Below are 12,506 nucleotides of genomic sequence, written 5' to 3'. Positions count from 1 at the left end.
GCGGTCCGGGCGCGAACTGGGCTGTCTCATCCAGGTCGCGCTCGACGCGGGAGTGAGCGGGCGGGGCGAGCGGGGTGGCGTCGGGCCGGGCGGGATCGGGGAGTTGGCCGATCTCGTCGCCGGGGCCGCGGGGTTGCGGCTCGACGGTCTGATGACCGTCGCTCCGCTCACCGGTGAGTACGAGGGACGCCAACTGGAGGCGTTCGGGCGGTTGATGGATTTGTCGACTGACCTGCGCCGAGCCCATCCTGCTGCGAACATGGTGTCGGCAGGGATGAGTGCGGACCTCGAACAGGCCGTGGCAGCCGGAGCGACACATGTACGCGTCGGCACTGCGGTACTCGGCGTGCGCCCCAGGCTCGGGTAACGTCGCCAGGAAGTCGGACCACAGCAGAAAATATGGTCAATGCCGCCGAAGGCGGGCGTCATGACCTCGTGGATCGCGGGCACTTGGCAGTCGTCAGCCGATCCACCACAGAGCGGAGGACTCAGAGAATGGCCGGCGCGATGCGCAAGATGGCGGTCTACCTCGGCCTCGTGGAGGACGATGGGTACGACGGCCGGGGTTTCGACCCCGATGACGACTTCGAACCCGAACTGGACCCGGAGCCCGAGCGGGACCGTCGACGGCACGAGCCGTCGCACCAGTCACACAGCCCGCATCAGTCCCAAAGGGACGAACCGGTACGAGTGGTGCAGCCTCCGGCCCCTCGCGAACCGGTGTCCCATTCCGCTGCGCTGGGTGCGGAATCAGGGCGACCGGCGCGTATCGCGCCCGTGGCATCCATCACACAAGAACGCCAGTCCCTGGAGAAGAACGCACCGGTGATCATGCCCAAGGTCGTGTCGGAACGAGAGCCTTACCGGATCACCACACTTCACCCCCGGACCTACAACGAGGCCCGTACCATCGGGGAACACTTCCGTGAAGGCACCCCGGTGATCATGAATCTGACTGAGATGGATGACACAGACGCGAAGCGACTTGTCGACTTTGCGGCCGGTTTGGTGTTTGGTCTTCACGGCAGCATCGAGCGGGTGACGCAGAAGGTGTTCCTGTTGTCGCCTGCTAACGTCGATGTCACGGCGGAGGACAAGGCCCGCATCGCAGAGGGCGGGTTCTTCAATCAGAGCTGAGACAGACAGCCGCTAGGAAGCACGGAACAGGGGAGGAAAGGCAAGCCATGGGCGTGTTCGCGCTGGTGATTTACTACGCGCTGATGGTGTTTCTCATCGTGCTCATCTTCCGGTTGGTCATGGACTACGTCTTCCAGTTCGCCCGCTCATGGCAACCCGGCAAGGCGATGGTGGTCGTTCTGGAGGCCGCCTACACTGTCACCGATCCACCGTTGAAGCTTCTACGGCGGTTCATTCCGCCGTTGCGTCTCGGAGGCGTGGCGCTCGACCTGTCCTTCTTCGTCCTGATGATCATCGTCTACATCTTGATCTCTATCGTGGGCAATCTCGCGGGGTGACAGTGGACGATACGGTCTTGCCGACTGCCGATGACTACGTTGAGGTGAAGAGATGCCGTTGACCCCCGAGGACGTGCGGAACAAGCAGTTCACGACCGTCCGCCTCCGAGAAGGCTATGACGAGGACGAGGTTGATGCCTTCCTCGACGAGGTCGAAGCCGAACTGACGCGCCTGCTGCGCGAGAACGAGGACCTGCGCGCCAAGCTGGCCGCGGCCACGCGCGCCGCCGCGCAGAACCAGCAGAACATGCGCAAGCCCCCGGATCAGGACCAGCAACAGGGCGGCATGCAGCAGCAAGGGATGCCCCAACAGGGCATGCCGCCGCAGGGGATGCCCCAGCAAGGCATGCGTGGTCCGGGCGCCCCGGTGCCCGCCGGCATATCGGGCCCCCCGCAGCAGCAGATGGGCGGCCCCATGGGCGGTCCGCCCCAGCTGCCGAGCGGTGCCCCGCAGTTGCCCCCCGGCCCCGGTGGCCAGGGCGGTCCGCAGGGCCAGGGTCCGATGGGACAGGGCCCCATGGGTCAGGGTCCGATGGGACAGGGCCCGATGCAGGGTCAGATGCAGCAGATGGGCCAGGGCCCGATGCAGGGTCAGATGGGCCAGCCCCCCATGCAGCAGCAGATGGGTGGCCCCATGGGCGGTCCCATGGGTGGCCCCATGGGCGGCGGCATGCCGCAGCAGGGTCCCGGTGGCGACAGCGCCGCCCGTGTCCTCTCGCTGGCCCAGCAGACCGCCGACCAGGCGATCGCCGAGGCCCGTTCCGAGGCCAACAAGATCGTCGGCGAGGCCCGTTCGCGCGCCGAGGGTCTCGAGCGTGACGCCCGTGCTAAGGCCGACGCCCTGGAGCGGGACGCGCAGGAGAAGCACCGCGTCGCGATGGGCTCCCTGGAGTCCGCCCGCGCCACGCTGGAGCGCAAGGTCGAGGACCTGCGCGGCTTCGAGCGCGAGTACCGCACGCGTCTGAAGTCCTACCTCGAGTCCCAGCTGCGTCAGTTGGAGACCCAGGCCGACGACTCGCTCGCCCCGCCGCGCGCTCCGGCCGCCGCGTCGCTTCCGCCGTCCCCGGCGCCCTCGATGGCCCCGGCCGGCGCGAGCGCCCCGTCGTACGGCAGCCCGCAGGGCATGGGTGGCATGGGAGGCCCGGCTCCGGCCGGTCCGTCCTACGGCGGCCAGCAGCAGATGTCTCCCGCCATGACCCAGCCGATGGCGCCGGTCCGCCCGCAGGGCCCGTCCCCGATGGGCCAGGCTCCCTCGCCGATGCGCGGGTTCCTGATCGACGAGGACGACAACTGATCGGCCTTTAGTACGCCTTCGGCGTCGGCAGCGTTCAGGGCGGGGCCCCGGATTTCGATCCGGGGCCCCGCCCTTTTGCGTGTGTCACGGGAAGTACGGCGTTGGCGTGTGGTGCATGTTCGGTAAGCGCCGAGAGAAGCGGGCCGCCGCGGAGACGCAGGCGCGAGTGGTGGCGTACATCCACAACTGCCTGGCGGGTGCCGGTCTGCCGTTGCGGCCCGAGGGCGCGGATGCCGAGCCGGGTGTCATGGTCTCTGTCCGTCCTTCGGACAAGGACGATGAGTGGACCGTGTGGGTCGGCTGGAATGTGGCGCCCGCGCTCCGTCAGGCAGCAGACAAGGCCGAGTTCGGCACGGCGGAGGACGTATGCACGCGGTCGTACGCGTACCTGGTTCTCACCGCGATGACGCAGGCGATGGCGCTCATCCTCACCGCCAGGGGCTTCAGTGTGAGCGTGTTTCCCGCCGGTGGGTCGGACTGCCCCCTCCAAGTGGTGGGCGTGCCCGCCGACCTGCTCGCGGTGCTGGAGCAGGGGTCTTCGTAGACATGCGAAGGCCCGGCTCCCCTGGAGGAACCGGGCCTTCGGCCGGGCGTGCTTACGCCTTGTGCAGGCGGAACACCAGTGACAACCCCTCGTCCGTGAACGGGTCGCCGTAGCTGTCGTCCGCCTCGCCCTGGGCGAAGTCCGTGGCGAGTACCTCGTCGGCGATCAGGCCCGCGTGCTCGGACAGTGCCGAGATGACCTCCGGGTCCGTCGACGTCCAGCGCAGGGCGATCCGGTCGGCCACGTCCAGGCCGCTGTTCTTGCGGGCCTCCTGGATCAGGCGGATCGCGTCGCGGGCCAGGCCCGCCTGTCGCAGCTCCTCGGTGATCTCGAGGTCGAGGGCGACCGTCGCCCCCGAGTCGGACGCCACGGACCAGCCCTCGCGCGGGGTCTCTGTGATGATCACCTCATCCGGAGCCAGCGTGATGGTCTCGCCGTCCACCTCTACGGTCGCCGTGCCCTCGCGCAGGGCAAGGGACAGGGCGGCCGCGTCCGCGTTCGCGACGGCCTTCGCGACATCCTGGACGCGCTTGCCGAACCGCTTGCCCAGCGCGCGGAAGTTGGCCTTCGCCGTGGTGTCGACCAGCGAACCGCCGACCTCGCTCAGCGAGGCGAGCCCCTCGACGTTCAGCTCCTCCGTGATCTGCGCGTGCAGTTCGCGGTCCAGGGCGGCGAAGCCCGTCGCCGCGATCAGCGCGCGGGACAGCGGCTGGCGCGTCTTGACGCCCGACTCCGCGCGCGTGGCCCGGCCCAGCTCCACCAGACGTCGTACGAGAACCATCTGCTTGGACAGCTCGGGGTCGATGACGGACAGGTCCGCCTCCGGCCACGACGACAGGTGGACCGACTCCGGGGCGCCCGGGGTCACCGGGACGATCAGGTCCTGCCAGACCCGCTCGGTGATGAACGGGGTCAGCGGGGCCATGAGTTGGGTGACCGTCTCGACGACCTCGTGCAGGGTGCGCAGCGCGGCCTTGTCGCCCTGCCAGAAGCGGCGGCGGGAGCGGCGCACGTACCAGTTAGAGAGGTCGTCGACGAACGCCGACAGGAGCTTGCCGGCGCGCTGGGTGTCGTAGGACTCCAGAGCCTGCGTCACCTGGTCGGTGAGCGCGTGGAGTTCGGACAGCAGCCAGCGGTCCAGGACCGGGCGGTTGGCCGGGGCCGGGTCCGCCGCGCTCGGCGCCCAGTCGGACGTGCGCGCGTACAGGGCCTGGAAGGCGACCGTGTTCCAGTACGTCAGGAGCGTCTTGCGGACGACCTCCTGGATCGTGCCGTGGCCCACCCGGCGTGCCGCCCACGGGGAACCGCCCGCGGCCATGAACCACCGCACCGCGTCCGCCCCGTGACGGTCCATCAGCGGGATGGGGTCCAGGGTGTTGCCCAGGTGCTTGGACATCTTGCGGCCGTCCTCGGCGAGGATGTGGCCGAGACAGACCACGTTCTCGTACGACGACTTGTCGAAGACCAGGGTGCCGACGGCCATCAGCGTGTAGAACCAGCCGCGGGTCTGGTCGATGGCCTCGGAGATGAACTGGGCCGGGTAGCGGGACTCGAAGAGTTCCTTGTTCTTGTGCGGGTAGCCCCACTGCGCGAACGGCATCGAACCCGAGTCGTACCAGGCGTCGATGACCTCGGGCACGCGCGTGGCCGTATCGCCGCACTCGGGGCAGGCGAAGGTGACCGCGTCGATGAACGGGCGGTGCGGGTCCAGGCCCGACTGGTCGGTGCCCGTCAGCTCGGTCAGCTCCGCGCGGGAGCCGACGACCGTGAGGTGGTCGTCCGCGCAGCGCCAGATCGGCAGCGGGGTGCCCCAGTAGCGGCTGCGGGACAGCGCCCAGTCGATGTTGTTGTTCAGCCAGTCGCCGTACCGGCCGTGCTTGACGGTGTCCGGGAACCAGTTGGTGTTCTCGTTCTCCTGGAGGAGGCGGTCCTTGACGGCCGTGGTGCGGATGTACCAGGAGGGCTGCGCGTAGTAGAGCAGCGCGGTGTGGCAGCGCCAGCAGTGCGGGTAACTGTGCTCGTACGGCACGTGCTTGAAGAGCAGACCGCGGTCCTTGAGGTCCTCGGTGAGCTTTTCGTCGGCCTTCTTGAAGAAGACACCGCCTACGAGGGGGACGTCCTCGGCGAAGGTGCCGTTCGGGCGGACCGGGTTCACGACCGGCAGGCCGTACGCGCGGCAGACCTTGAGGTCCTCCTCGCCGAAGGCGGGGGACTGGTGGACCAGACCCGTACCGTCCTCGGTCGTCACGTACTCCGCGTTCACCACGTAGTGGGCGGGTTCCGGGAACTCAACCAGCTCGAACGGACGTTGATACGTCCAGCGCTCCATCTCGGTGCCGGTGAAGGTCTCACCGGTGGTCTCCCAGCCCTCGCCGAGGGCCTTGGCGAACAGCGGCTCGGCTACGACGAGCTGCTCCTCGCCGTTCGTCGCGACGACGTAGGTGACCTCGGGGTGGGCGGCGACGGCGGTGTTGGACACCAGCGTCCAGGGCGTCGTCGTCCACACCAGGAGCGCGGCACGACCGGCCAGCGGACCGGAGGTGAGCGGGAAACGGACGTACACGGAGGGGTCGACGACCGTCTCGTAGCCCTGCGCCAGCTCGTGGTCCGAGAGGCCCGTCTGGTCGCGGGGGCACCAGGGGGCGACGCGGTAGTCCTGGACCAGCAGGCCCTTGTTGAAGATCTCCTTGAGGGACCACCAGACCGACTCGATGTACTCGGGGTCCATCGTGCGGTACGGGTCCTCGAGGTCCGTCCAGTACCCCATGCGGGTCGTGAGCGCCTCGAAGGCGTCGGTGTGCCGGGTCACGGACTCGCGGCACTTGGCGTTGAACTCGGCGATGCCGTACGCCTCGATGTCCTGCTTGTCGGTGAAGCCCAGCTCCTTCTCGACCGCCAGCTCCACCGGGAGGCCGTGGCAGTCCCAGCCGGCCTTGCGGCCCACGTGGTACCCGCGCATGGTCCGGAAGCGGGGGAAGACGTCCTTGAAGACGCGCGCCTCGATGTGGTGGGCGCCCGGCATGCCGTTGGCCGTGGGCGGGCCCTCGTAGAACACCCACTCGGGGCGCCCCTCGGACTGGTCCAGGGTCTTGGCGAAGATCTTCTGATCGCGCCAGAAGTCGAGCACGGCGTGCTCCAGCGCGGGCAGGTCGACCTGGGCGGGCACCTGGCGGTACGTCGGCGTTGTCATCAGCGAGCTTCCTCCGGCGGACTTTCTGCCTTCCGTCCGGAGGGACGAGAGCTACGACTTTCCGTACGCCGTGTGCGGCGCGCTCCCGCGGTACCACCCTCCTTGGCTCCCCGGTGCGTCCAGCGCACCAGTGAGCCCCCTCATTGGGGTCGCGATACCGGGTCTACTCGTCACGGCCGATCGGCTGCGGCTTTCTTCCGGCGGCTCCGGGGTGATCTTCACGTCGCGCTCGCCCCCGGGCTTCCACCGTCCCCGGGTCGCTCTGGGCTGCGTACGCCGCTACTCGTCCCCATCCACGCTTCTCGCTCCGCCCAGTGTACGGGGCCGCACGGACAGCGGCCGACCGGATTTCCGGGGGCCTCCGGGGGCGGTTTGGGCGGGGGTCCGGCCGAGGGCTTCCTGACCTGCCGTACGACTCGAATGGCGCTGAACACGCGTTCGGCTTTCGGGGTGCCGGACTCGGCGGATTACCCGGCGGGGAGCTGGGCACAACGCTTGAAGGCTTGCCGCGCGAGGCCAGGGGGGTGGACGAATCGGGCGGCGTGCCCCGTTGCCGCGGGACTGAAGTCGATTTATCGTCCCAGCACGATTCGCGTGCGTGATCACAAAATGTGAAGGGGCCGCGGCCATGGTGGCGAAGAAGACCGCAGCGAAGAAGACCGCGGCGAAGAAGGCGGTCGCTACGAAGGCGGCTTCTTCGAAGCAGACGACCGTGAAGAAAGCGGCTGTGAAGAAGACGGCAATGCCCGAGAAGACAGCACCCCCGAAGAAGACGACGACGTCCGGGAAAGCGGCACCCCCGAAGAAGACGGCGGCTCCGAAGGCCACCGTCGCCCTGAGCGAGTCGCCCAAGGGCGCCGCTACGAAGACGTCGACGAAGACGACGGCCAAGACGACCACCACCAGGACGTCCCCGAAGCCGACCACCAAGAAGTCCGCGGCGAAGTCGACCGCGAGGACTACGAAGACGACGGCAACGAAGGCGACCTCTACGAAGACGACGGCTACGACGACCACGACCACGAAGACGACGAACAGCGCGAAGCGCACACAGGGCGCGGCCAAGAAGGCAAAGGCGGGCGCGGCGCGGGCCGCGGAGCAGACGGGAGCCACGACGGTGGTTGCGAAGAAGACTCCTGGCACGGCCACGGCGGCGAAGACGGCGGTTCCCAAGGCGCGGCTCGCCGCGGCGGCGGGACCGGGTGAGCTCGCGGTACGCCCCGGCGAGGACCCCTGGACGCCGGAGGAGGTCGAGGAGGCCCGTACCGAGCTGCTGTCCGAGGCCGCGCGGCTGAGCGAGGAGATCACCTCCACCGAGCAGGCCCTCGCCGGTCTGATGCGGGACTCCGGGGACGGTGCCGGCGACGACCAGGCCGACACCGGGACCAAGAACATCACGCGCGAGAGCGAGATGGCGCTGGCCGCCAACGCGCGCGAGATGCTGATCCAGACGCAGCTCGCCCTGGGGAAGCTGGACGCGGGCACGTACGGCCTGTGCGAGAACTGCGGCAACCCGATCGGCAAGGCCCGTATGCAGGCCTTCCCCCGGGCCACCCTGTGCATGGAGTGCAAGCAGAAGCAGGAGCGCCGGTACTGACGCCGGTACTGACGCCGGTACTGAAGCTCCCGACGGGTGTGCCGTACCCTCATCCTGAGTTAGGTACCTAGGTCGAGGGACTCACGTGGCAGAGGCGGAGCGCATCATCGGTACGCCGGATACCCCAGAGGCGGCGGGGGCCGAGCCGGAGCAGGGTGACACCGCGTCCCCTCCCAGGGGCAGGCGACGGATCGCCGTCCTGTTCGTGGTGGCCGCCTTCGCGTACACCCTCGACCTGGTCAGCAAGCTGCTCGTGGTGGACAAGCTGGAGCACCACGCGCCGATCGAGGTCTTCGGGGACTGGCTGGAGTTCCACGCGATCCGCAACCCCGGCGCGGCCTTCGGGTTCGGCGCGGCCTTCACGGTCATCTTCACGATGATCGCGGCCGCCGTGATCGTGGTGATCGCCCGGCTGGCCCGCAAGCTCTACAGCCTGCCGTGGGCCATCGCGCTCGGACTGCTGCTGGGCGGCGCGCTCGGCAACCTCACCGACCGGATCTTCCGCTCGCCCGGCATCTTCCAGGGCGAGGTCGTCGACTTCATCGCGCCCAAGGGCTTCGCCGTCTTCAACCTCGCCGACTCGGCGATCGTGTGCGGCGGCATCCTGATCGTGCTGCTCTCCTTTCGCGGCCTCGACCCGGACGGCACGGTCCACAAGGACTGAGCACAGGTCTACGAGGACTGAGCGCCCGGGCTTGGGTAAGGCGGTGTCGGACCCGTCCGGCATACTCGACCGAGTGAGCACAGTTCCCGAGATCCGAAACCTGCCCGTGCCCGACGGCCTGGAGGGCGAGCGTGTCGACGCCGCCATCTCCCGCATGTTCGGCTTCTCCCGTACGAAGGCCGCCGAGCTGGCCGCGGCGGGGAAGGTCACGGTCGACGGCTCGGTGGTCGGGAAGTCCGAGCGCGTGCACGGCGGGGCCTGGCTGGAGGTCGAGATGCCACAGGCGCCCGCGCCCGTGCAGATTGTCGCCGAGCCGGTCGAGGGCATGGAGATCGTCTACGACGACGACGATGTGATCGTGATCGTCAAGCCGGTCGGCGTCGCTGCCCACCCCAGCCCCGGCTGGACCGGCACGACCGTCATCGGCGGCCTGGCCGCCGCCGGGTACCGCATCTCCACCTCCGGTGCCGCCGAGCGCCAGGGCATCGTGCACCGCCTCGACGTCGGCACCTCCGGCCTGATGGTGGTCGCCAAGTCGGAGCGCGCGTACACGTCACTGAAGCGCCAGTTCAAGGAGCGCACGGTCGACAAGCGCTACCACTCGCTGGTCCAGGGCCACCCCGACCCGACCAGCGGCACCATCGACGCCCCCATCGGCCGCCACCCGAACCACGACTACAAGTGGGCGGTCACCGCCGAGGGCAAGCCCTCGATCACGCACTACGACCTCATCGAGGCGTTCCGCGCGGCCTCCCTGCTCGATGTGAAGCTGGAGACCGGTCGCACCCACCAGATCCGCGTGCACATGGCCGCCCACCGCCACCCGTGCGTGGGCGACCTGACCTACGGCGCCGACCCGACGCTCTCGAAGCGGCTGCGCCTGACCCGGCAGTGGCTGCACGCCGTCCGGCTCGGCTTCGAGCACCCCGCCGACGGCCAGTGGGTCGAGTTCGAGAGCACGTACCCGGACGACCTCCAGCAGGCCCTGGACCTGGTGCGCGAGGAGACGTACGCATGAGTCCCACGCCGTACGCGGTGCGCGTCGCCGAGGACCCGGCCGACCGTGAGGCCTGCTTCGCGGTGCGCAAGGAGGTCTTCGTCGCCGAGCAGGGCGTGCCCCAGGAGATCGAGTACGACGAGTACGACTCCGTAGCCACGCATGTGCTCGCCGTGCGGGAGGACGGGACGCCGCTCGGGACCGGGCGGTTGCTGTACGGCGAGGCGGCCGCGGCGAAGACCGACGGTGATCCGACCGTGGGTTCCCTGGGGCGGCTGGCCGTCACCAAGGAGGCGCGCGGGCTCGGGGTCGGGGTCGCGCTGGTGCGGGCGATCGAGGACGCGGCACGCGCGCGGGAGCTGGCCGCCGTGGACCTGCATGCGCAGACGCACGCGCTGGGGTTCTATGAGCGGCTCGGCTACGAGGCGTACGGCCCGGAGTTCCCGGACGCGGGGATTCCGCACCGGGCGATGCGGCGCGCGCTGTAACCGGCTTCTGTAACCGAGGGGCGTCGAAAGAGCTGGTCGGGTGGGCGGCGTGGCAGGCTGGGGCGTCCGCTGTGTGAACGTCGAGATCCCGCCGGAGCCCTGACCGTGGATCAATTGGCCCTGCTTTTCGTCCTGTTGCTCGGGGCCGTGGTGAGCGTCCCGCTGGGGGACCGGTTCGGTCTGCCGGCGCCGGTGCTCATGACCCTCCTCGGGATAGTCCTCGCGGTGGCCGACTTCGTGCCGAACGTGAACGTCCCGCCCGAGCTGATCCTGCCCCTGCTGCTGCCACCGCTGCTCTACGCGGCCGTACGGCGCACCTCCTGGCGGCAGTTCACGGCCAACATCCGGCCCATCTTCCTGCTGGCCGTGGCGCTGGTCTTCGTCACCACCCTCGCCGTGGCCGCTGTCGCGAGCGCGATCGTGCCGGGGCTGCCGATCGCCGCCGCCGTGGCGCTGGGCGCGCTGGTGGCGCCGCCCGACCCGGTCGCCGCGACCGCCGTCGCGGGCCAACTCGGGCTGCCGCGGAGGCTGGTGTCGATCCTGGAGGGCGAGGGCCTCTTCAACGACGTCACGGCCATCGTGCTCTACCACGTGGCGATCGCCGCGGCCGTCAGCGGGAGCTTCGACGTCTGGCGCGCGGGGCTCGACTTCGTGTTGTCCGCCGTTGTGGCCGTAGCCGTGGGACTGGCCCTGGGGTGGGCCGCGAACAAGCTGATGTCGGCGCTCGACGACGCCACCCTGCAGATCGGGCTGACGCTCCTGGTGCCGTACGCCTCGTACGTCCTGGCCGACGAACTGCACGGCTCCGGAGTGCTCGCCGTGCTCACCACCGCGCTGTTCCTGGCCGAGTACTCGCTCGGCGCCGACGACGTGCTGACGCGGCTCGCCGGGGCGACGGTGTGGGACGTGGTGGACACCTTGGTCACCGGAGTGGCCTTCGGGCTGATCGGGCTCGAACTGCACAACGCGATCCGTACGGCGTCCGGGCGGTGGGGCGAGATGCTCGGCTGGGCCGCCGCGATCGTCGGGGTCGTCGTGGTCGTACGACTGGCGTGGCTGCTGCCGGCGACCTGGCTGACCAAACGGCTGCACGCCAAGCGGGACTACGACGAGGAGATCCCGACGTCCTGGCGGGAGACCGTGATCATGTGGTGGGCGGGGATGCGCGGGGTGGCGTCCGTCGCGCTGGCGCTGGCGATCCCGCTGACCATGGACGACGGGTCGGCGTTCCCGGACCGGGACGAGATCGTGTTCATCGCGTTCGGGGTGATCATGGCGACGCTCGTCCTTCAGGGGCTCACCCTGCCGTGGCTGGTGAAGCGGCTCGGGGTGCGGGCCGACACCGACAGCGAGAAGGCGTTCGAGAAGGAGCTTGCGGTGCGGGCGGCGAAGGCCGCGAAGCGGCGGCTGCGGGAGATCGAGGACGTCGAAGAGCTGCCGGAGGAGGTGTCCGAGCAGTTGTTGCGGCGGGCGTTCGACATCGGGGTGCGGATCTCTCCCGAGGTGGGGGACGGGGAGCGGCGGGAGGCGTACGAGAAGCGGGTGAAGCGGGTGAAGCGGATGCGGCGGATCCAGGGGGAGATGATGAGCGCGGCTCGGCACGAGGTGCTGGCGGCGCGGAGCGAGCCCGGTGCGGATCCGGAGATCGTGGACCGGGTGCTTCGGCATCTGGACGTGCGCAGCCTGAGGTGAGTTCTCCTTTCCCGTGGGGGCGTGCGCTGTCGGCGGCTTTCCGCCTGTGCGTGGCAGTCCTGTGAACGCGGGAGAGGAACGCCCCGTTCGCTTTGTACGCTCACCGCATGGCACGCAATATCGTAATCAGCGGTGGTGGTACGGGAATTGGGCTCGCTACGGCGCATGCCTTCGCGGCCGGCGGAGATCGGGTGCTGCTGCTCGGGCGGCGGCGCGAGGTGTTGGAGAAGGCCGGGGTGCCGGGGGCGCTGACGTACGCCGGGGATCTGAGCGAGCCCGAGGCCGTGCGCGGGGTGGCGCGGTTCGTCGCCGAGGAGTTCGGCACCGTGGACGTGCTGGTGCACAGCGCGGGCGGTACCGGGGCTTTGGAGCCGGAGAGCGCGAGCGGCGATCCGCTGGACCGTGTCGCGCACGACTGGACGGTCAACTTCCGGATCAACACCCTGAGCGCCGCGCTGCTCACCGAGGCACTGAAGGCGCGGCTCGCGGAGCCGGGCGGGCGGGTACTGTTCGTCAGCTCCATCGCCGCGTACCGGGGGTCGGGGAGCGGGGCGTACGGATGCAA

At 69.4% G+C, this 12,506-nt stretch carries 12 protein-coding genes; 11 read left to right on the top strand and 1 reads right to left on the bottom strand.

Features of this window, described 5'->3' with window-relative positions; translation table 11 throughout:
• The 5 genes from JHN63_RS36500 to JHN63_RS36480 all read left to right on the top strand — a co-directional run.
• Nucleotides 1-367, top strand: a 367-nt coding sequence (locus JHN63_RS36500) for an alanine racemase (RefSeq protein ID WP_200689008.1), incomplete at its 5' end; no start/stop codon positions are given.
• 128 nt (nt 368-495) lie between these two features.
• Nucleotides 496-1,137 carry a cell division protein SepF gene (locus JHN63_RS36495; protein WP_200689006.1) on the top strand — a complete coding sequence of 214 codons (642 nt, stop codon included), beginning with the start codon at nt 496-498 and terminating at the stop codon, nt 1,135-1,137.
• Nucleotides 1,138-1,184: 47 nt separating this feature from the next.
• A complete protein-coding gene (locus tag JHN63_RS36490; RefSeq protein ID WP_200689005.1) occupies nt 1,185-1,475 on the top strand; it encodes a YggT family protein in 291 nt (96 codons plus the stop codon).
• A 52-nt stretch (nt 1,476-1,527) separates the two neighbouring features.
• Entirely contained in the window at nt 1,528-2,769 is a 1,242-nt protein-coding gene (locus JHN63_RS36485; protein ID WP_200689003.1) for a DivIVA domain-containing protein, read from the top strand.
• A gap of 115 nt (nt 2,770-2,884) precedes the next feature.
• Complete coding sequence (locus tag JHN63_RS36480; protein ID WP_200688995.1) at nt 2,885-3,313, top strand: hypothetical protein; 429 nt, start codon at nt 2,885-2,887, stop codon at nt 3,311-3,313.
• 52 nt (nt 3,314-3,365) lie between these two features.
• Here the strand turns inward: JHN63_RS36480 and ileS are convergent, their stop codons facing one another.
• Nucleotides 3,366-6,503, bottom strand: coding sequence for an isoleucine--tRNA ligase (ileS, locus tag JHN63_RS36475; protein ID WP_200688994.1), 3,138 nt, complete (start codon nt 6,501-6,503; stop codon nt 3,366-3,368).
• Nucleotides 6,504-7,131: 628 nt separating this feature from the next.
• On the opposite strand from ileS, the gene JHN63_RS36470 reads away from it, so the two are divergent.
• The 6 genes from JHN63_RS36470 to JHN63_RS36445 form a co-directional block, all read left to right on the top strand.
• On the top strand, nt 7,132-8,100 hold the full coding sequence (locus JHN63_RS36470; protein ID WP_200688982.1) for a TraR/DksA C4-type zinc finger protein: 969 nt from the start codon (nt 7,132-7,134) through the stop codon (nt 8,098-8,100).
• Nucleotides 8,101-8,185: 85 nt separating this feature from the next.
• Nucleotides 8,186-8,764, top strand: a complete 579-nt coding sequence (lspA, locus tag JHN63_RS36465) for a signal peptidase II (RefSeq protein ID WP_200688980.1) — start codon at nt 8,186-8,188, stop codon at nt 8,762-8,764.
• Nucleotides 8,765-8,837: 73 nt separating this feature from the next.
• Complete coding sequence (locus JHN63_RS36460) at nt 8,838-9,782, top strand: RluA family pseudouridine synthase (protein WP_200688978.1); 945 nt, start codon at nt 8,838-8,840, stop codon at nt 9,780-9,782.
• Entirely contained in the window at nt 9,779-10,249 is a 471-nt protein-coding gene (locus JHN63_RS36455) for a GNAT family N-acetyltransferase (protein ID WP_200688976.1), read from the top strand. The genes JHN63_RS36460 and JHN63_RS36455 overlap by 4 nt, the downstream gene beginning before the upstream one ends.
• Before the next feature lie 105 nt (nt 10,250-10,354).
• On the top strand, nt 10,355-11,941 hold the full coding sequence (locus JHN63_RS36450) for a Na+/H+ antiporter (RefSeq protein WP_200688974.1): 1,587 nt from the start codon (nt 10,355-10,357) through the stop codon (nt 11,939-11,941).
• Nucleotides 11,942-12,048: 107 nt separating this feature from the next.
• Nucleotides 12,049-12,506: SDR family oxidoreductase (locus tag JHN63_RS36445; protein WP_200688973.1), on the top strand; the 458-nt coding region annotated here is incomplete at its 3' end.

It is taken from the genome of Streptomyces sp. MBT65 (genome assembly GCF_016612545.1).
GTDB lineage: Bacteria > Actinomycetota > Actinomycetes > Streptomycetales > Streptomycetaceae > Streptomyces.
Note: the sequence above shows the minus strand (reverse complement) of the source record. Positions and strands in the feature narration are given on the sequence as shown.

Coding starts and splice junctions, on each gene's coding strand:
- ileS (WP_200688994.1), bottom strand. CDS start 6,503: ATGACAACGCCGACGTACCGCCAGGTGCCCGCCCAGGTCGACCTGCCC.
- JHN63_RS36470 (WP_200688982.1), top strand. CDS start 7,132: ATGGTGGCGAAGAAGACCGCAGCGAAGAAGACCGCGGCGAAGAAGGCG.
- JHN63_RS36455 (WP_200688976.1), top strand. CDS start 9,779: ATGAGTCCCACGCCGTACGCGGTGCGCGTCGCCGAGGACCCGGCCGAC.
- JHN63_RS36485 (WP_200689003.1), top strand. CDS start 1,528: ATGCCGTTGACCCCCGAGGACGTGCGGAACAAGCAGTTCACGACCGTC.
- JHN63_RS36480 (WP_200688995.1), top strand. CDS start 2,885: ATGTTCGGTAAGCGCCGAGAGAAGCGGGCCGCCGCGGAGACGCAGGCG.
- JHN63_RS36490 (WP_200689005.1), top strand. CDS start 1,185: ATGGGCGTGTTCGCGCTGGTGATTTACTACGCGCTGATGGTGTTTCTC.
- JHN63_RS36495 (WP_200689006.1), top strand. CDS start 496: ATGGCCGGCGCGATGCGCAAGATGGCGGTCTACCTCGGCCTCGTGGAG.